This window comes from uncultured Gulosibacter sp. (assembly GCF_963509965.1).
Lineage (GTDB): Bacteria > Actinomycetota > Actinomycetes > Actinomycetales > Microbacteriaceae > Gulosibacter.
This window is the reverse complement of the sequence record NZ_CAUPDE010000001.1, coordinates 196,088-215,085: the sequence shown is the minus strand read 5'-3', so window position 1 is coordinate 215,085 and position 18,998 is coordinate 196,088. Positions and strand designations below refer to the sequence as shown.

16 protein-coding genes and 2 tRNA genes are annotated in these 18,998 nt (G+C 61.3%); 15 read left to right on the top strand and 3 right to left on the bottom strand.

The genetic code is table 11. From position 1 onward, the window contains the following. Positions 1 to 3 precede the first annotated feature (3 nt). From RQ865_RS01005 to RQ865_RS00955, 11 genes are all read left to right on the top strand, one after another. Positions 4 to 801, top strand: a complete 798-nt coding sequence (locus tag RQ865_RS01005; RefSeq protein WP_311476705.1) for an isoprenyl transferase — start codon at positions 4 to 6, stop codon at positions 799 to 801. Then, positions 782 to 1,495 (top strand): lipoyl(octanoyl) transferase LipB, encoded by a 714-nt coding sequence (gene lipB / locus RQ865_RS01000; protein WP_311477036.1) that lies wholly within the window; start codon positions 782 to 784, stop codon positions 1,493 to 1,495. The genes RQ865_RS01005 and lipB overlap by 20 nt, the downstream gene beginning before the upstream one ends. Next, positions 1,492 to 2,565, top strand: coding sequence for a lipoyl synthase (lipA, locus tag RQ865_RS00995; protein WP_311476704.1), 1,074 nt, complete (start codon positions 1,492 to 1,494; stop codon positions 2,563 to 2,565). Before lipB ends, lipA begins: the two co-directional genes overlap by 4 nt. A 98-nt stretch (positions 2,566 to 2,663) precedes the next feature. Next, the gene (locus RQ865_RS00990) at positions 2,664 to 4,049 is read left to right on the top strand and encodes a glycine--tRNA ligase (RefSeq protein ID WP_311476703.1); all 1,386 of its coding nucleotides are present in this window, start codon (positions 2,664 to 2,666) and stop codon (positions 4,047 to 4,049) included. 5 nt (positions 4,050 to 4,054) lie between these two features. Further along, the gene (gene dusB / locus RQ865_RS00985; RefSeq protein WP_311476702.1) at positions 4,055 to 5,212 is read left to right on the top strand and encodes a tRNA dihydrouridine synthase DusB; all 1,158 of its coding nucleotides are present in this window, start codon (positions 4,055 to 4,057) and stop codon (positions 5,210 to 5,212) included. Between the two features lie 2 nt (positions 5,213 to 5,214). Next, positions 5,215 to 6,498, top strand: a complete 1,284-nt coding sequence (locus tag RQ865_RS00980) for a deoxyguanosinetriphosphate triphosphohydrolase (protein ID WP_311476700.1) — start codon at positions 5,215 to 5,217, stop codon at positions 6,496 to 6,498. 10 nt (positions 6,499 to 6,508) lie between these two features. Then, on the top strand, positions 6,509 to 8,398 hold the full coding sequence (gene dnaG / locus RQ865_RS00975) for a DNA primase (protein ID WP_311476698.1): 1,890 nt from the start codon (positions 6,509 to 6,511) through the stop codon (positions 8,396 to 8,398). 79 nt (positions 8,399 to 8,477) lie between these two features. Continuing rightward, a complete protein-coding gene (locus RQ865_RS00970) occupies positions 8,478 to 9,512 on the top strand; it encodes an ATP-binding cassette domain-containing protein (RefSeq protein ID WP_311476696.1) in 1,035 nt (344 codons plus the stop codon). 2 nt (positions 9,513 to 9,514) lie between these two features. Further along, on the top strand, positions 9,515 to 10,525 hold the full coding sequence (locus tag RQ865_RS00965) for a D-isomer specific 2-hydroxyacid dehydrogenase family protein (protein ID WP_311476694.1): 1,011 nt from the start codon (positions 9,515 to 9,517) through the stop codon (positions 10,523 to 10,525). A gap of 165 nt (positions 10,526 to 10,690) precedes the next feature. Continuing rightward, positions 10,691 to 10,765: transfer RNA gene (locus RQ865_RS00960), tRNA-Asn, on the top strand. 109 nt (positions 10,766 to 10,874) lie between these two features. Next, the gene (locus tag RQ865_RS00955) at positions 10,875 to 12,386 is read left to right on the top strand and encodes an SPFH domain-containing protein (protein WP_311476691.1); all 1,512 of its coding nucleotides are present in this window, start codon (positions 10,875 to 10,877) and stop codon (positions 12,384 to 12,386) included. Between the two features lie 71 nt (positions 12,387 to 12,457). Here RQ865_RS00955 and fmdA read toward each other — a convergent pair whose 3' ends face one another. The 3 genes from fmdA to def form a co-directional block, all read right to left on the bottom strand. After that, positions 12,458 to 13,711, bottom strand: coding sequence for a formamidase (gene fmdA, locus RQ865_RS00950; RefSeq protein WP_311476689.1), 1,254 nt, complete (start codon positions 13,709 to 13,711; stop codon positions 12,458 to 12,460). Between the two features lie 43 nt (positions 13,712 to 13,754). Next, positions 13,755 to 14,042 (bottom strand): FmdB family zinc ribbon protein, encoded by a 288-nt coding sequence (locus RQ865_RS09795; protein WP_399521787.1) that lies wholly within the window; start codon positions 14,040 to 14,042, stop codon positions 13,755 to 13,757. A gap of 145 nt (positions 14,043 to 14,187) precedes the next feature. Continuing rightward, positions 14,188 to 14,760, bottom strand: coding sequence for a peptide deformylase (def, locus tag RQ865_RS00945; RefSeq protein ID WP_311476687.1), 573 nt, complete (start codon positions 14,758 to 14,760; stop codon positions 14,188 to 14,190). Between the two features lie 96 nt (positions 14,761 to 14,856). Between def and RQ865_RS00940 the strand changes: the two genes are divergently transcribed. The 4 genes from RQ865_RS00940 to RQ865_RS00925 all read left to right on the top strand — a co-directional run bounded on the left by RQ865_RS00940 (position 14,857) and on the right by RQ865_RS00925 (position 18,873). Beyond that, positions 14,857 to 16,212 (top strand): glycosyltransferase, encoded by a 1,356-nt coding sequence (locus RQ865_RS00940; RefSeq protein ID WP_311476686.1) that lies wholly within the window; start codon positions 14,857 to 14,859, stop codon positions 16,210 to 16,212. 4 nt (positions 16,213 to 16,216) lie between these two features. Continuing rightward, entirely contained in the window at positions 16,217 to 17,410 is a 1,194-nt protein-coding gene (gene proB, locus RQ865_RS00935; protein ID WP_311476685.1) for a glutamate 5-kinase, read from the top strand. Between the two features lie 34 nt (positions 17,411 to 17,444). Beyond that, a complete protein-coding gene (locus RQ865_RS00930; protein WP_311476684.1) occupies positions 17,445 to 18,752 on the top strand; it encodes a glutamate-5-semialdehyde dehydrogenase in 1,308 nt (435 codons plus the stop codon). A 44-nt stretch (positions 18,753 to 18,796) separates the two neighbouring features. Continuing rightward, positions 18,797 to 18,873 (top strand) — tRNA-Ile (locus RQ865_RS00925). Positions 18,874 to 18,998: the final 125 nt, after the last annotated feature.

Here is an 18,998-nt window from a genome sequence, read left to right as displayed (position 1 = left end):
CCGATGAACGAGTCATTTCCCACTACATCCGTGTATAAGCCCGTTGACTGGACAGGCGTTTATCCACCAGAGTTCACTGCGGCCGAGGTGCCCGCGCATGTGGCGCTTGTGATGGACGGTAACGGCCGCTGGGCAAATCGCCAGGGACTACCTCGTACTGAGGGGCACCGAGCTGGCGAGCAAGCGCTTTTGGACGTGGTTGCCGGGGCCCTGCAGGTTGGGGTGAAGCACCTGTCGGTGTATGCCTTTTCAACCGAGAATTGGAAGCGTGCGGCCGAAGAGGTGCGGTTTTTGATGGGCTTTAATCGGCAGGTGCTGCGCCGGCAGCGCAATCAACTCAATGAGTGGGGCGTGCGGGTGCAGTGGGCCGGGCGTGAACCAAAACTGTGGCGCAGCGTGATTAGCGATCTGCGCGCGGCTGAACGGCTGACCCGCAGCAACACCCGCATGACTCTCAACATGTGCATCAACTACGGTGGTCGGGTTGAACTCACTGACGCGATGCGCGCCATCGCCGCCGATGCCGCCGCGGGGAGAATCAATCCCGACCGTATTACCGAGCGGACGGTGCAGAAGCACCTCTACTTGCCGCAGTTACCGGATGTCGACCTGTTCGTGCGCACTTCTGGGGAACAGCGCACCTCGAACTTTTTGCTGTGGCAGTCTGCCTATGCCGAGTTCGTGTTTATCGATACGCTCTGGCCCGATTTCACTCGCGAGCATCTTTGGCGGGCCATCGAACAGTACGCGGGGCGTGATCGACGTTTTGGTGGCGCGGTAGATCAGCCCGAAACCGAGTAGACGGTCAGGGTTTTCCGCCTCGACGCGGTTAGGGTCGAGTCTTGTGCAGATTGAGAATCTCTTGAGCGAAGGCCGCAGCGACTACGCGATGGTGGATGCCCGGCAGCGAGATCTGCACGAATGCGTCGCTGCTGGCACAGCCCCGGATACGCTCATGCTCATCGAGTTCGAACCCGTGTACACGGCGGGCAGTCGCACCAAATCGGAAGATATTCCAGATGCAAGTGTGCCGGTGGTGCAGATCGATCGCGGAGGATCGGTTACGTATCACGGTCCGGGACAGCTAGTTGTGTACCCGATCATTAACGTGCATGGTCGTCAAGACGTGGTTGCCTATGTGCGCGCACTCGAGCAATCGGTGATTAATCTGCTTGCTGAATACGGAATCGAAAGCGACCGCATCGATGGTCGCACCGGCGTGTGGATTCAGCGGCCCGGGGAGTTTGATCGCAAAATCTGTGCGATCGGGGTGCGCTTTAGCCGCCGCACCACCATGCACGGGCTGGCACTCAATGTCACCACCAACCTGGACGGCTTCGGCCGAATCGTGCCCTGCGGTATTCGTGATGCGGGTGTGGTGTCGATGCGGGATCTCGGGATCGAACAGACCCTCGAAGAAGTTGCGGCTCGATTGATACCGCACCTTGAAACTCAATTGGCACGATTCCGTGCCCCAACAAAGGACATCGCATGAGCGCGACGAACCTCGGGCGAATCGAGCCGCATGGCCGTAAGCTGCTGCGCATCGAGGCGCAGAACCAACAGACCCCCATCGAACGCAAACCCGACTGGATCCGCACCACCGCGGCAGTGGGTGAGCAGTACCAGGAAGTTCGCAATATCGCCCGCAGTGGAGGGCTTCACACAGTGTGTGAGGAGGCCGGCTGTCCGAATATCTACGAGTGTTGGCAAGACCGCGAAGCGACTTTCCTAATCGGTGGTGACCACTGCACCCGGCGCTGCGATTTCTGCCAGATTGCCACCGGAAAACCCGCCGGCTACGACCGTGATGAGCCGCGTCGGGTCGCCGAATCAGTGCGTGAGCTGGGATTGCGCTACGCAACGGTGACGGGGGTCGCCCGCGACGATCTCGAAGATGGAGCATCGTGGCTTTTTGCTGAAACTTGCCGGCAGATTCGTCAGCTCAGCCCGGGTACGGGAGTGGAGCTACTGGTAGACGATTTCCGCGGTGGCGATGCCCCAATCAAGGCGGTTTGTGACGCGGCACCAGAGGTGTTTGCGCACAACCTCGAAACTGTGCCGCGCATCTTCAAGCAAATTCGGCCAGCGTTTCGATATGAGCGATCGCTGCAGATGCTCGCTCGTGCTAGCGAACTCGGCATGGTGACAAAATCGAACCTCATTCTTGGCATGGGTGAACAGCGTGGCGAGATCGAGGCTACGATGCGGGATCTGCGCGACCACTCGGTCAATATCCTCACACTCACGCAGTACCTGCGACCGAGCAGCCTGCATCATCCGATTGATCGGTGGGTGAAACCGCAGGAGTTCATCGATCTCGCCAATTATGCGCGTGAGCTGGGTTTCGAGGCTGTGATGGCCGGCCCACTGGTGCGTTCGTCGTACCGCGCGGGCAAGCTGTGGGCGCAGGTGATGACCAAACTCGGCAGGCCCATCCCGAACGAACTGCAGCATCTGGCCACCGAGCAGCCAGCACGCCAAGAAGCCGCCAGTATTGTGGCCCGAAAGCCCGAGTTTGCGGGCGAGAATCCTGTCGGAGATGTGCGGCTCACGAGCGAGTGATGGCGGCTGGCCACGCCGCCGCCAGCTAGGATAACGAGAGCCGATTCCGGCACCGCATCCGGCGGCGCCCGGCCACAGCTCAGGAGAGACACCACACCATGGCGGCATCGAAACTCGACCAGATCATTGCGCTCGCAAAACGACGTGGATTCGTTTATCAGTCGGGCGAGATCTACGGCGGATCTAGGTCGGCGTGGGACTACGGCCCGCTCGGTGTGGAGCTGAAAGAAAACATCAAGCAGCAGTGGTGGCGTGCTTTTGTGCGCGGCCGTGGCGATATGGTGGGCCTCGACTCGTCGATTATCCTGCCCACCGCCGTGTGGCAGGCCTCGGGCCACGTCGAAACTTTCACCGACCCGCTGGTTGAGTCGCTGCACACCCATAAGCGTTACCGCATGGACCACCTCATCGAGGCATATGTTGCCAAGCACGGCCACGAACCCGAGAACGGGCTTGCCGATATTCGTGACCCCGAAACCGGCCAGCCCGGTAACTGGACCGAACCACGCAACTTCTCGGGGCTGATGAAAACATATCTCGGCCCGGTCGATGACGAAGAGGGCCTCCACTACCTGCGCCCTGAAACCGCACAGGGTATTTTCGTCAACTTCAACAATGTGGTGACCACCGCCCGCCGCAAACCGCCGTTCGGTATTGCCCAGGTGGGTAAGTCATTCCGTAACGAAATCACGCCGGGGAACTTCATCTTCCGCACTCGTGAGTTCGAACAGATGGAGATCGAATACTTCGTCAAGCCCGAGGACGCAGCCTCACAGTTCGACCAGTGGGTGGAGGCCTGCTGGAACTGGTTCATTGATCTTGGCATCAACCCCGAGAACATGCGCCAATTCGACGTACCAGAAGACGAGCGTGCGCACTACAGCGCCCGCACCATCGACTTCGAATACCGCTTTGGTTTCCAAAGTAGCGAGTGGGGCGAGCTGATGGGCGTGGCCAATCGCACCGACTTCGATCTCGGTTCGCACTCGAAGGCTTCGGGCACCGAGCTCGCCTACTTCGACCAGGCGGCCGGTGAACGGTACACGCCGTTTGTCATCGAACCGTCGTTCGGTCTCACCCGCTCACTCATGGCCTTCCTCATCGACTCGTACACCGAAGACGAGGCCCCGAACTCGAAGGGCGGTGTCGACAAGCGCACTGTGCTCAAGCTCGATCCGCGTCTAGCGCCGGTGAAGGCAGCCGTGCTGCCGCTGTCACGAAATGAGAAGCTCACTCCGCTGGCCCGTGAGGTGGCGCAGCAGCTGCGCACCGGTAACTGGAACATCGACTTTGATGATGCTGGTGCGATCGGTCGTCGCTATCGCCGCAATGATGAGATCGGCACCCCGTACTGTGTCACTGTCGATTTCGACTCGCTCGACGACCGCGCGGTGACCGTTCGGGAACGCGACACGATGGCGCAGGAGCGCGTTGGCATCGATGAACTTTACGGCTACCTGGCTGAGCGGCTGCGGGGTTGCTAGCCACGTTGAGTGCCGAAACCACGGAGTTTTCAGCCCGGCCGTTACGCATCGGGCCGCTTGAGCTTGCCTCACCGGTGGTGCTTGCACCTATGGCGGGTATCACCAATGAGGCGTTTCGGCGATTGTGTCAGGAATACGGCGCGGGGCTCTATGTCACCGAAATGGTGACCACCCGGGCACTCGTTGAGCGCAACCCGACCACGATGCGGTTGATTCGTCACCATCCCAGCGAAAAGCTGCGTTCGATTCAGCTGTACGGCGTCGATCCCGTAACCGTGGGGCGCGCCGTCCAACAGCTTGTGGATGAGAACCGGGTTGATCACATCGACCTGAACTTTGGTTGCCCGGTGCCGAAGGTGACTCGCAAGGGCGGCGGTTCGGCGCTGCCGTGGAAACAGGATCTTTTTGCGTCGATTTGCCGCGAAGCAGTCAAGCGGGCCGGCAATATCCCGGTGACGGTGAAGATCCGCAAAGGGATTGATGACGAACACCTCACCTATCTCACCGCCGCCAAGATTGCCGAAGATAGCGGGATGCAGGCTGTCACTCTTCACGGTCGCACGCTCGTGCAGCAGTACTCGGGTAAGGCTGATTGGGAGGCGATCGCGACGTTAAAACAGCACATCACCTCGATTCCGGTGCTGGGTAACGGCGATATTTTCGAAGCCGAAGACGGTGTGCGCATGATGGCCGAAACCTGCTGCGACGGGATCATGGTGGGCCGTGGCGTGCTGGGGCGGCCGTGGCTGTTTGGCGATCTGCAGGCGGCGCTGGCGGGGAGCCCCGAACGCATCCGGCCGGGGCTGCGAGAAGTTGGCGAAGCGATGATTCGTCACGCTGAGCTGCTGGTGGAGTTTTTTGAGGATGAATTCCGTGGCTGCCGCGATTTTCGCAAACATGTTGCCTGGTATTTCAAGGGCTATCCGGTTGGTGGTGAGGTGCGACGCGAATTTGCGTTGATCGATTCGCTGACCGAGCTGGGTGAGCTAGTGGCACAGTTACCGGATGAACCGTGGCCCGGTAAGAGCGCCACCGGTCAGCGTGGCCGAGCCGGGCGAGCTCGCCGAGCACATCTTCCCGACGGCTGGCTGGCATCACCGCTACTGGCCGATGCGGAGCGTTGCGGACTCGCCGACGCCGAACTGGATGACTCGGGAGGGTAACGATGCCACGCATCCCATTGGCCGGCCCCGAAACCGGTTATGACGAACACGCTCAGGCCCGCTTCCATCCCGAGCATCACGAAGACCGTCGGCGCACCGAGTTCGCTCGCGACCGAGCACGTATCCTGCACTCTTCGGGGCTGCGTCGACTGGCGCAGAAAACCCAGGTGCTCTCACCGACAACTGGTCTCGACTTTGCGCGCAACCGGCTCACGCACTCGCTCGAGGTGGCGCAGGTGGGGCGCGAGATCGCCAGCTCGCTGGCACTCGATCCAGATGTGGTTGATACTGCTTGCCTTGCTCACGACATCGGTCACCCGCCGTTCGGTCACAACGGTGAACGTGCACTGGCCGAATGGTCGACCGCAATCGGCGGGTTTGAAGGCAACGCGCAATCACTCCGATTGATCGCGCGACTCGAACCGAAGGTGATCGTGAACGGGCGCAGTTTCGGCCTGAACCTCACCCGCGCCTGCCTCGATGCCAGCTGCAAGTATCCGTGGGATCGCGAGGCGGCCGAGCGGCGCGGTACCAGTAAATTTGGGGTCTATGACGACGACCTCGAGGTATTCACGTGGCTGCGAGCCGGAGCGCCCGGCGAACGCAAATGCATCGAAGCCCAAGTGATGGATCTCAGTGACGATATCGCCTACTCGGTGCACGACCTCGAAGACGCGGTTGTGGCCGGCTATCTGCCAATTCACGAGCTGGAGCTGAGCGAGAATCGTGACGCGATTCTGTTTAGTGCCGAAGACTGGTCGGGCGGTAAATACAGTGCCGACGAACTTGGCCAGGCACTTGACCGGCTGGTGGGGCAACCCTACTGGGTGCATCGATTCGACGGCTCGATGGCGGCCAGTGCGGCACTGAAAAATCTCACCTCGCAGCTGATTGGCCGTTTTGCACAATCGGCCATCAACGCGACGCTCGCGGCCTATGATTCCGAGGCTCGACTGTTGCGCTACCAGGCCGATGTGGTGATTCCGCGAACAATCGCCGCTGAAATAGCGCTGCTCAAGGGAGCGGTTGCGGGTTTTGTGATGTCGCTACCGGTGCGCCAACCGGTTTATGCACGGCAACGCGAACTGCTGCACGAGCTGCTCGAACAGCTGTGGCGCACCGGCGACCGGTATCTCGAACCGACCTTTGGTGAGGCATGGCGCGCGGCCGCCAACGATCACGAGCGTCGCCGAGTGGTTGTCGATCAGGTCGCCTCGCTCACCGATCAGGCAGCCCTGGCCCTACACGCAGCCATTACCGGCGGCGCAGTCGAAACCACCATCTAAACTGGCGCGTATGGCTCGCATCAGCAAAGCCGATATCGAGCAGGTTCGTGCCCGGACGAACATCGAGGACATTGTCGGCGACTACGTCACGTTAAAATCCGCCGGTGTCGGTTCGAAGAAGGGCTTGTGCCCGTTTCACGACGAGCGCACGCCGTCGTTTCATGTGCGGCCGCAGCTGGGTTTCTATCACTGTTTCGGATGCGGTGAGTCAGGCGATGTCTACACCTTCCTACAGAAGATGGACCACGTCACCTTCGTAGAGGCGGTGGAACGGCTCGCGGGCAGGATCGGCTATCAGCTCACCTATGAGGAGGGCGCAGGCCCGAGCACCGACCACTCCACCCGGGTGCGACTATTGGAAGCCAATGCGGCAGCCGAACGATTTTTCCAACGCCAGCTCGGCAGCCCTGAGGCACAGTGCGCGCGCGATTTTTTGGGGAAGCGAGGATTCGACCCGCAAGCAGCTGCGCGATTCGGTGTTGGTTACGCCCCTAACTCGTGGGATGCGCTGACAAAGCAACTGCGTGGAGAGGGATTCTCGATCGACGAGCTGCGCGGTGCGGGGCTTGTGGCAACAAACGATCGCGGTTCAAGCTACGACCGGTTTCGCGGGAGGCTCGTCTGGCCGATTCGCGACACCTCGGGTAAGACGCTCGGGTTTGGTGCGCGCCGACTGCGTGAAGATGATAAAGGGCCCAAATACCTCAACACGCCCGAAACCGACATTTATCACAAAGCCCAGGTGCTGTACGGGCTCGACCTTGCCAAACGGGATATTGCCCGACAACATGAGGTGGTTGTCGTGGAGGGATATACCGATGTGATGGCCGCACACTTGGCCGGTGTCACGACCGCGGTAGCCACCTGTGGCACGGCGTTTGGGGTGGAGCACATCAAGATCCTGCGTCGGATCATGGATGACGAATCAAACCGTGGTCGGGTGATTTTTAACTTCGACCCGGATGAAGCCGGCCGTAAGGCCGCGATGCGTGCTTTCGCCGAAGAAAACCGCTTCGTGGCGCAAACGTTTGTGGCGGTTGCGCCGGACGGTCTTGATCCGTGCGATCTGCGGCTCACGCACGGCGAGGCCGCGGTGCGTGAACTCATCGACGAACCGCAACCGATGTACGAGTTCGTGATTCGGCAGCAGCTGCGGCGGCATTCGCTGCGCACCGCTGAGGGCCGAGTAGCGGCGCTTCGTGAGGCAGCCCCGATTGTGGCGGGGATTCGTGACCGGGCGCTGCAACCCGAGTATGTGCGCCAGCTTGCCGGTTGGCTGGGGATGGACATGCACGTGGTCGAGCGGGCGGTGCGTACCGCTTCACGGCACAGTGGCGCTCGCTCAAACGATCCGTACGGGGGCGCTCTCGAGCCGGGCATGGGGCCGTCGGGGGAGTACGCACTTCCCACTGTGCGGCTGCGGGATCTTCCAAACGACCCAATGACACGCCTCGAACGCGATGCGCTCGCCGCGCTATTACAGTACCCGCGACTGCTTGCCGAGGCGCAGATCGACGCGGTTTTGGCAGCTGATTTTTCGGATGCATCACTGCAGACCGTGCGCGACGCGATTGTGGCCACGCGCGGCAGTCTCGGCACCGCGAATTGGGTGCCGCAGGTGCAGCAGGAGGTGCCGAGTACTTTCTTGCCACTGGTTGCCGAACTCACAATGGCTCCGATTCCGGCAGGGGCGGGCGAGGAGCAACTCACCGCCTATGTGCGTTCGGTTGCGGCGGCACTCGTGGAGCGAGATCTGCTGCGTCGTAAGGCTGAACTGATGGGTGAGTTGCAGCGCACTGATATTGATGATGATCCGCAGCAGCACCGGCAGCTGAGTGAACAGCTTGTGCAACTCGAACAGCGTAAGCGCGATCTACGGGCGCTTGCCGAACAGCAGTAGCAACACTGTCAGGTGTTCGGCAGAGTCGGATGTTGATTCGCTGAGGGTCAAGGTGACCGGCGCCCGGTAGGGTCGAGTCATGGCAACTCAGGCAGCTACCGGAACGGCAATCATCGCCGATGACCTGTCAGTTTCTTATGGCCCAAGGCGTGCGAACGCATCACAGCGCGTGCTCTCGGGGGTGTCGTTTGAGCTCGCACGCGGTGAGATTCTCGGTATCGTCGGCACCGCAGGAAGCGGTAAGACAGCACTCGGACGAGTGCTGTGCGGTCGCGGTCTATTGGGGCGCAACCCTGATTGGCCCTGGATTTCGGGCGGCAGCGCCCAGGTGGCGGGTATCGACCTGCGTCATCCGAGCGCGGACGATCTGCGCCGCTTGAGTCTGGATATTGGCTACCTCGCGCAAGATTCAGGGAATGAGTTGCGTGTTGATCTCACCGTTGCCGAGAACATTGCCGAACCGATTCTTAGCCGCGATCGCAACTTTGATCGTGCTTCGCTGGGGCGTGCGGCGGCCATGCTCATCGACGCGGTGGATCTCGAGCTGGGCGTACTCAACCGCTATCCGCACGAACTGTCGCGGGGTCAGCGTCAGCGGGTGGCATTCGCTAAAGCGCTCATTGTTGAGCCTGCAGTGCTGATCGTTGACGAACCCGCTCAGGGGATCGACATTATCGCCCGTCCGGCACTTTTCTCACTGCTGGAGCGGCTTAATCGTGCGCGGGCACTCACCATGATCGTGATCAGCAACGACCTGGCCACAATCGAACGGCTCACCCGAAACATTTTGGTTGTGGACGAGGGAACGGTTCTTGCCCAGGGAGATATTGATGTGGCGCTAGGCAGCTCGGCCGACGGGTATTTGCGCCGGTTGCGCGACGCACGCGAGTTCTCGCGGGCACCCCTGCCGGGGCTCGTCAGCAAAGAAACGGTCGCTGCCGCCGAGCGAGTGGTCGAGGGGCTGTTCGTTGAGCTCAGCGCTGAAGATGAGCGCGAGCGCGCGCAGGAAGCAGCCCGCGAACAGCTCATCGAAAACCGTCCAGAGTTTGCTCGCTTTTTCCCCGCCGAAACCGAGAGCGAATCGGCATCCGAGACTGGAAGCGTTAAGGAGTAATTGTGACCTCATCTGCTGATACCCAACAGCACGCTGCCCGTATCGCAGTGGCGCCCACCGTGCTGCCCGACAACCAGCGGCCCGAACCTGGACCGATTGCCGTGCTGCCGGTACGCGGACGTGAACAGAACGAGAATGCTGCGATTACGGCGGCTGGCGGCACTGTTGGGCCGCTGAGCGACGAAACCCGTGGCATCGTCTACACGTCATACAGCAATGTCGACACACTCGTTGAGACGCTCGAACAGCATCCGAATATCGGCTGGGTGCAGCTACCGTTTGCTGGCATCGACGCCTACGCGAAGCGGATCGTACCGCATGCCGAACGCGGTGTGATTTTCACCTCGGCGAAGGGCGCCTACTCGCAGCCGGTGGCTGAACATGCACTGATGATGACACTGGCGATGCAGCGGCTGGTGGTGCAGCGGGCGCGGGCCACCGAGTGGGGTAAAAACGGTGGGTTGTCGCTGTACGGCAACAATGTTGTCATTGTTGGGGCGGGTGGCATTGCACTCACCTATCTCGACCAGATCGCACCATTTGGATGCACGACAACAGTTGTGCGCCGCAGTGCCGGCGAAGTGCCCGGTGCCGACCGCACGATCACCTTTGCCGAGCTTGACGAGGTGCTGCCGGATGCGGATGTGGTGATGCTTGCCGCGCCAAACACCGACGAAACTCGCCACATGATTAACGCTGAGCGACTGCGCGCGATGAAATCGACGGCGGTGCTGGTGAACGTTGGCCGTGGGCCGCTGGTTGATAGTGATGCGCTGTCCGCAGCACTGGATGCGGGCGAGATTTATGGTGCCGGGCTTGACGTGACCGATCCCGAGCCGCTGCCTGCCGAGCATCCGCTGTGGCAGAACGATCGCTGTTTGATCACGCCGCACACCGCTGATACTCCCGAGCAGGTTGCGCCGCTATTTGCCGAACGTGTTCGGTTGAACGTGGACGCATTCCTCAACACCGGCGAGTTTGTCGGTATCGCCGACCCGGTGCGTGGTTATTAGTCTCAGCTCGACAGGGTCTATTGCTCAACAACACGCGGCCATCCGCCGCAGGCGTGGATCTCGGCGTTTCGGGCTGCGCTGAATGTCAGCCAGGGTTGCCTCGACACGCCGTTTCGAGGTGATTTCACTTGTCTTAGCGGGCATGCTAATCTGGCGTGGTTGCCTTCCCCGATAGCTCAATGGCAGAGCAGCCGGCTGTTAACCGGCAGGTTGTTGGTTCGAGTCCAACTCGGGGAGCCACTGAGGCTCTGACTCATCGGAGTGAGGGCCTCGCTTCTTTCTGAGCAGAGCCGCAGGTTCAGCCTTGCGGTGGAGTCGGCAGACACGGCCATCGCGATAATATGGCGACATGGAATTGCTTCTCACTGGCGGCTTGTTGGTCGCCATCGTTGTCGTGTTCGTGGTGCTGCTCTTCGGCGGCCTGCTGATGATGTTTGCCATGCGTGCCTGGATCAAGGTTGCCCGCGCTGACGAAGCGCTGGTGGTGTCGGGGAAGACGCAGCGGAGAGCAGCCGGGGGACAGGCACCGGTGTCGGTCATTGTCAACGGCAAGGCGCTCGTGAATCCGCTCACACAGCGACACGAAGTCATCTCGCTGCGTTCACGCCAGGTGAGCATGCGCGCCGAAGCGCAGAGCGAAGACAATGTGACGCTCTCGGTTGAAGCGGTGGCACTCGTCAAGATTGGCAGCGAACCCGACCAGGTCCGTAAGGCTGCCCAGCGATTTGCCTCGCAGGACAAGGCGATCGAAAATTTCACCCGAGACCAGCTCGAGGGTGTGCTGCGCGGCATCATCGCTCAGCAAACCGTGGTTAGTCTCATGCGCGACCGCAAGAAGTTCTCGGAAGAGATCGCGGGCATCGTTACTCCCGAGCTCGAAAAGCAGGGTCTGGTGCTCGACTCTTTCCAGATCCGCGGCATCACCGACGGGGTCGGCTATATCGCCTCGCTCGGTGCTCCGGAAATTGAAGCAAAGCGCCAGGCGGCCGAGATTGCACAGACCAACGCTGAACGCGCCATCGCCAAGGAGCAAATCGCCAACGAAGAGAAGAACCTCGTTGAGCAGACGGCACTCGAATCGAACCGCGCCAATGCCGATGCTCAGGTGGGTAAGGCCCGTGCCGAAGCAGAACAGGCAGAAGCGCTCGCCAAGGCAGAAGCTGAGCAGCGCGTGCTGCAGCAGCGTGCCGAGAACCGTCAGGCCGAGCTTGATGCTGACGTGAAGCGTGTCGCCGACGCCGAGAAGTACCGCCGCGAGCAGGCCGCTCAGGCCGAGGCGTTCGAACGCATGAAGCAAGCGGAGGCGGATGCTGCCGTCGCCGCACAGGAGGCGAAGGCGGTGCGATTGCGTGCCGAAGCAGATGCCGACGCAATCCGTCTCGCTGGTGAAGCAAAGGCTGCCGAGATTAAGGCAGAAGCTGAAGCACTGCGTGAGAACCAGGATGCGCTGCTCGCCCAGCGCGCACTCGAGCAGCTGCCACTGCTGATGACCGAATTTGCGAAGGGCTACGAACGCATCGGCTCGATCACCGTCGTTGGTGGTGCCGGCAGCGCCGGCGAACAGTTCGCCGACGAGAGCGGGCTGGCGCTGGCAAGCGTGCTCGAGCGAGTCAAGGCAGCGACCGGTCTCGACCTCGCCGAAGTCATCCAGGGGCGCGCTGTGGGGCGCGGTCTGGCCGAGGGCAGTGCATCCGCCCATGCCACTACTGCCCAGGGCACAATTGACGATCTGCTCGGAGCGGCAGGCGCAAGTGTGCACCAGCGAGCTGGCGCACACCTCGACCGTGACGGAGCCACGGCAGCCGAGACCGCGGCGGAAGAGACAGCGCCTAACGCCGCAGACGAACCGACTGCGGAATAACGCGAACACCTAAAGCGGCCCCGGTGCGAGTGCACATCGGGGCCGCTTCGTGGTGCACGACTCAAACGCCGCTAGCGATTTGCCGCGGTTGGCGCCCCAATACCGGGGTCAATCTTCGGGATGTCGCCAGCGCTCGGACGCACATCAATGTCGAAGATCGCGGTTGGGATGTACACCGTCGCGCACGAGTTCGGAATGTCAACAACACCGGACAAGCGTCCCTCGATCGGTGCGGCACCGAGCAGCAGATACACCTGCTCGGGCGTCCAACCAAACGTGGTCAGGTAATCGATCGCGTGCAGGCAGGCACGCTGGTAGGCGAGCTGCGAGTCGAGATAGCGCTGCTCACCATCGAGCGTGACTGAGGTACCCGAGAACGAGAGCCACTCACTGTAGCGCGGTTCGACATTACCCGGCATAAAGATGGCGTTCTCTTTCACGTTGTATTTGTCCATACCACCCGGGATGACGTCGACGTGGACGTCGATATAGCCGCCCATCTCGATACCACCGCAGAAGGTGATTTCACCGTCACCCTGCGAGAAGTGCAGGTCACCAACTGAGAAGTTCGCTCCCTCCACATACACGGGGTAGAACACTCGCGTGCCCTTCGACAGGTTCTTAATGTCTTGGTTACCGCCGTTTTCACGCGGGGGAGCGGTGCGGGCGCCCTCGGCAGCTACGCGGTCGTAATCGGCACCGGTGAGGCTGCCCAATATCGCATCCTGCGGTTCGGGCGGCAACGCCAGCGGTGGCAGGCGGTTCGGATCAGTGGCGATGAGGTCACCCTCACGCTGATTCCACTTCGCCAACAGCTCATGCGATGGTGCCGTGCCCATCAGGCCGGGGTGGATAATCCCAGTGAACGAGACACCGGGAATGTGACGCGAGGTTGCGGTCTGGCCGTTGAAATCCCACACGGCCTTATACGCATCGGGAAACTGGTCGACCAGGAAGCTACCGCCGTTATTCTTCGCGAAAATACCGGTGTAGCCCCAGCCCTGGCCCGCCAGTGGCCCCTCTTCCTGGGGAATGGCGCCGATATCGAGGATATCGACAATGAGCAGGTCACCTGGTTTGGCGCCCTTCACATGGAACGGGCCAGATAGCGCGTGCACCTTACTGACCGGTGCGGTGAGAATATCTTCGGCGCTGTCATCATTTTTGATGTGACCGTCAAACCACTCACGGCAGTCAATCCGGAACGAATCTCCCGGGTTCACGGTCACCGCTGCCGGGATATCCGGGTGCCAGCGGTTGTGGCCAACGACGTCTTGGTTTGGGAAGGTTTTGGATGAGTCGAGGGGGAACAGATTCTTCGGCATGTCTCTCCTTTGAGCGAGCGGATTCTGTAGAGAAGGGGATGGGCTAAGGGCGGGGAAGCCCGCGGTGTACAGGATTCTGTGTCAGGCGCGCGGGCGCTTTCACACCGCTATTAGGCAGCGCCGACACCACCTGCGGTTCGTGCGCGCTCCGCTTGGCTGCATCAATGGCTGAAACCGCCGCGCGGTTCGCGGTAAACACTGCCGGAGCGCTCACGCGACGCTGGGCGACAGCGCCACAATCGGGGCATTCTCGCTCGCGAGTCGTGGTTGACATTGGCAGCAGCGCCACAGATACGTGGCGATCAGGACACCTGAATTCGTAAAGCGGCATACGCCTCCTTCGCGTTCGGTAACCGGCGACAACGTTGTCGAGGTTGCGGTCACCATAGCAGTGAGAGGTGCAAATACAAGCCCTAAAATCCCCCGACGTGAAGCCCATTCACAGCCGGGTGTGCGTGATGCCAGTGGTGGCGGACTTAATCCTCGAGATTGTCAATCCCGGGCAGCCACGAGCAGCCGGGTACGCCCCAGCGGCGTTTACGCATGATCTTCTGTGCCATTCGCCAATCATTGCCGTGCAGCCGGTCGATGTAGATCACGCCATTGAGGTGATCATGCTCGTGCTGCAGGATTCGCGCCAGCCAGCCCTCCGCTTTGAGCTCGTATCGCTCACCGTCGAGATTGGTTGCGCGCATGAACACCCGATGTGAACGGCGTAGTGGAAATCGTTCACCAGGAAACGAAAGGCAGCCTTCAGATTCTGTGTCGGGATCAACCTCGTCGAGCGACTCGGGTACAAGCGGCGAAAGCCACAACTCGGGGTTGATGGCCACATCTCGCACCGAGAGTCCCGGCTCTTCCCAGGCATAGACAAAAAGCCGCTTATTCACACCTACCTGGGGGCCGGCAAGCCCGACGCCCGGTGCCGCATCCATGGTCTCGAACATGTCGGCAACCAGCTGCCGCACCCCATCATCAATCTCGGTGATGGGTTCGGCATCGTGGTGCAGCACCGGTTCGCCATAGATCTGGATGGGAAAAATTGTCATAGCGACAGATTACTTTGCTACTTGGGTGCGATGCCGTGCGGTGTCACGGGTGAACTAAGATCAACTGGCGACCGTAACCAGACAAGGACCGACCCAGTGCCCACCAGCCCCGCAGCACCAACCAGTCCCGAAACTCCAGACAGTGGCGCAGCTTCTGCGCAGCGCGAGCACCGGGATGAAGAACACAAGCCACTACGGCTGCTGATCGCCGCCGACACTTTCCCGCCAAACATCAACGGTGCGGCAAAGTTCACGGTGAATCTTGCCGCGGGGATGGCTGCGCGAGGGCACGAGGTGCATGTGGTGGTTCCCTCGGCCGACCGTTACCACGGCACCGGTCAAGAAACCTATGACGGCCAGACGTTCACCGTGCACCGCCTGCCCTCCGACCGCTGGTGGCCTCACGATTGGCTGCGCTATGTGAAGCCCTGGCGGGCGCGGCACTGGATGCGTAAGAAACTCGCCGAGATTCAACCCGATGTGGTGCACTACCAGTCGGCGGTGGTGCTCGGCCGAGCCGTCGTGCGTGAAGCCCGCGCCTATCCGAATCTGCGTGTTATCGGCACCAACCACCTCATGCTCGAGAATCTGCTCGAACACACGATGCTGATCAAGCCGCTACAGCGGCTTGGCTCCAAGATTTGGTGGGCCGATGCCCGTAAAACCTACGCCGCCACTGATGCGCTCACCACCCCCACTCGCCGCGCCGCCGACTTCCTCGAATCAAACGGTGGCATTGGTCATGTGCTGGCCATTTCGTGCGGGTTGCGCAAGAGTGACTACACCGCCGATTGGAACGAGAAGCCGGTTAAACGCATCGTGTTTGTGGGGAGAGTAACCGGCGAAAAACGCATTGATGTGCTCATTAGGGCATTCGCGAAACTGCCGGGCCGCGCCGAACTGCGCTTCGATATCGTTGGCGACGGTGATCTGCGCAACGCTCTCGAACGTCTCGCCAAAGAGCAGGGTGTCGCCGACCAGGTCGTGTTCCACGGCCGGATATCTGACGATCAGCTGCGCGGCATCTATCGTGACGCCACAGTGTTCGCGATCGCTTCGACGGCCGAGCTGCAATCAATCGCGACGATGGAGGCGATGGCATCGGGTCTTCCGGTTGTCGCTGCGAACGCGATGGCGCTACCGCATCTGGTGCACGACGGCGTGAACGGCTACCTCTTCCCGCCGAACGATGTTGATGCTTGCGCGGCAGCGCTGCAGCGGGTTCTGGATGCACCGCATGAGCAGCGCGTAGCACTGGGGCGCGCCGGGTACGACCTGGTCGATATGCACGATATCGACGCCACCATGACGTTGTTCGAGCGGCTCTACCGCGGCGAAAGCGCCGACGATGTGGCAAAAGATTCGGCAAACGAACAGGACCACTCACTCGATAACGTGGTGGAGGCGGTAACCGGTTCGATTCCAACGGTGCGGCGCGACACGGCACAATAGAGGCGTGACCGTCCAGCGCTCCCATCTCCACCAGTCCTCAGCTGCAGCCGACACCTCAGCGGCCGACCGCTCACTTTTGCAACGGGCCCAGCGACTGGTCGTCAAAATCGGTTCGTCATCGCTGGCCCGCCCCGACGGGCGACTCAACATTCCCGCACTGCGCAAGCTTGTGGATGTGTTGGCCCAAGTTTGGGAGCGTGGCACACAGGTGGTGCTGGTGACCTCGGGTGGTATTGCCGCCGGGTTTATGCCGCTGGGGCTTGATGCCAGGCCCACCGAGGTGGCAGCTGCACAGGCCGCTTCAGCCGTGGGGCAGTCGGCGCTAATGGCGCACTACACCGACGCGTTTGGGGCCTATGACATCACGGTGGGGCAGATTCTGATGACCGCCGGCGACACCGTCAGCCGTGACCGGCACCGCAACGTGGTGCAGGTAATGGAGCGACTGCTCGAGCTTGGCGCGGTGCCGATCGTCAACGAAAACGACGCACTTGCCACCAGCGAACTGCGCTTTGGCGACAATGACCGACTCGCTGCGCTCGTCGCACAGATCGTGCACGCGGATGCACTGGTGCTGCTCACCGATGTCGACGGCCTCTACGATGCCCCGCCGGTGACGGCCGGGGCGAAGCGCATCCCGCTAGTAAGCGACCTGAGTGCACTGAGCGAGGTGAAGGTCACCGGTCGCGGTTCGTCATTCGGCACCGGCGGCATGATCACCAAGTTGCAGTCAACCGAGATTGCCACGAGCTCGGGTATTGGCGTGATGCTCACCACCGCTGCTAATGCACATCGCGCACTTATTGATGGCGAGGAAGTGGGCACCTGGTTTGTGCCGCAGGCGGGGCGCTCCAGTCGCCGCAAAGCTTGGCTCGAACACGCTGCCGGGCTCAACGGGCGGCTCATTATCGATCAGGGTGCTGCCGAGGCACTGCGCGAACGGGGCGCATCGCTGCTTGCGGCCGGTATTCGAGGGGTTGAAGGCGCATTCAGCGCGGGCGACCCCATCGAAGTGATTACTGAAGATCGTGAACCCGTAGCGCACGGCATCATCGCTTATGACGCCGAAGAACTGCCAGAGATGCTCGGCCGCTCAAGCGGTGAACTCAGCCAGCAGCGCGGGGTGCGAAAAGTGCGCGCCATCGTGCACCGTGACGACATGGTCATCGTCGGCCGGAATCAGCACACAACGCAATAGCAGCATCGGCGGCCGGTATGGCTAGACTCCTGATATGACCGCCAACGCCGCCGCATCCGAAACCGATCTGACCGCTAACGAGATCGAGCAGCACGTGCTCAAAATCGCCAAGCAGGCAAAGATCGCCGCTCGATCGCTCGCCACAGCCACCCGCACTACCAAAGACGCCGCGCTACTCGCTTGCGCCGACGCATTGATTGCCGCTAGCGACGAAATCATCGCCGCGAACGCGCTCGATCTGGAGCGCGGCCGCGATAGCGGTATGAGCGCCGGACTGCTCGATCGACTCGAACTCACCGGCGAGCGGGTGGCGAGCATTGCCACTGCACTGCGCGAAGTGGCGGCGCTGCCCGATCCGGTTGGTGAAATTGTGCGTGGTTCGACGCTCGCAAACGGTATCCGACTGCGTCAGCAGCGCGTACCGATGGGTGTGGTCGGCATGATCTATGAGGCACGCCCGAATGTCACGGTTGATGCGGCCGGTCTCGCGCTGAAGTCGGGCAACGCTGTCGTGCTGCGTGGCGGTTCGGCGGCGCTGGAATCAAACCGGGTTATTGTGCGAGTGCTGGGCGATGCGCTCGAACAGGTCAATCTGCCCCGTGAGCTTGTGCAGAGCGTAGACGATTACGGTCGCGAGGGCGGTGTGGTGCTGATGCGTGCTCGCGGGCTCGTAGACGTGCTGGTGCCACGAGGGGGAGCGGGATTGATTCGCACGGTGGTAGAACAGTCGACCGTGCCGACAATCGAGACCGGTACCGGCAATGTGCACATCTATGTGGATGCCAGTGCCGATCTTGAACGCGCGCTGGAAATTGTGGTCAATGCTAAAACCCAGCGGGTGGGGGTGTGTAATGCGGTTGAGACACTGCTGGTGCACGCGGATGTGGCTGAGGCATTTGTGCCGAGCATGTATGCCGCACTCACCGAACGCGACGTCAGTCTGCACGCCGATGACCCGATCCGCAATCTCATCCCCGGCGGCGCGAATGTTGCGGCGGCTACCGAAACCGACTGGGAAACTGAATACCTCGACTATGAGCTCGCCGTGCGCATGGTCGACACTATCGACGAGGCGATCGAGCATATCCGCAGCTACTCGTCTGGGCACACCGAATGCATCATTACCGAATCGCTCGCCGCAAGCGAACGATTCACCGCCGAGGTGGACGCCGCGGTGGTAATGGTGAATGCATCCACGCGCTTCACCGACGGTGGAATGTTCGGACTGGGAGCCGAACTGGGCATCTCGACCCAGAAACTCCACGCGCGCGGCCCGATGGGGCTCACCGAACTCACCACCACCAAGTGGCTCGTGCACGGAGACGGTCACGTGCGGCCATAGCCGGTACGCAAATCGATGTGACCGCGTAATATGGTCACGTCCACGGGGTGGTAGCTCAGCAGGTCAGAGCAGTGGACTCATAATCCATCGGTCACGGGTTCAAGTCCCGTCCACCCCACCAGCTTCTTTGACGGTGTTCCGGATGCCCGCCAGACAACACCACAGCTTTCGCGGTAACCGACTCGGGCTTGGATCAGCGTGCGGCGCACCGATCGTCCTGGAGTGTTCAGCAACTGGCCGCCGACT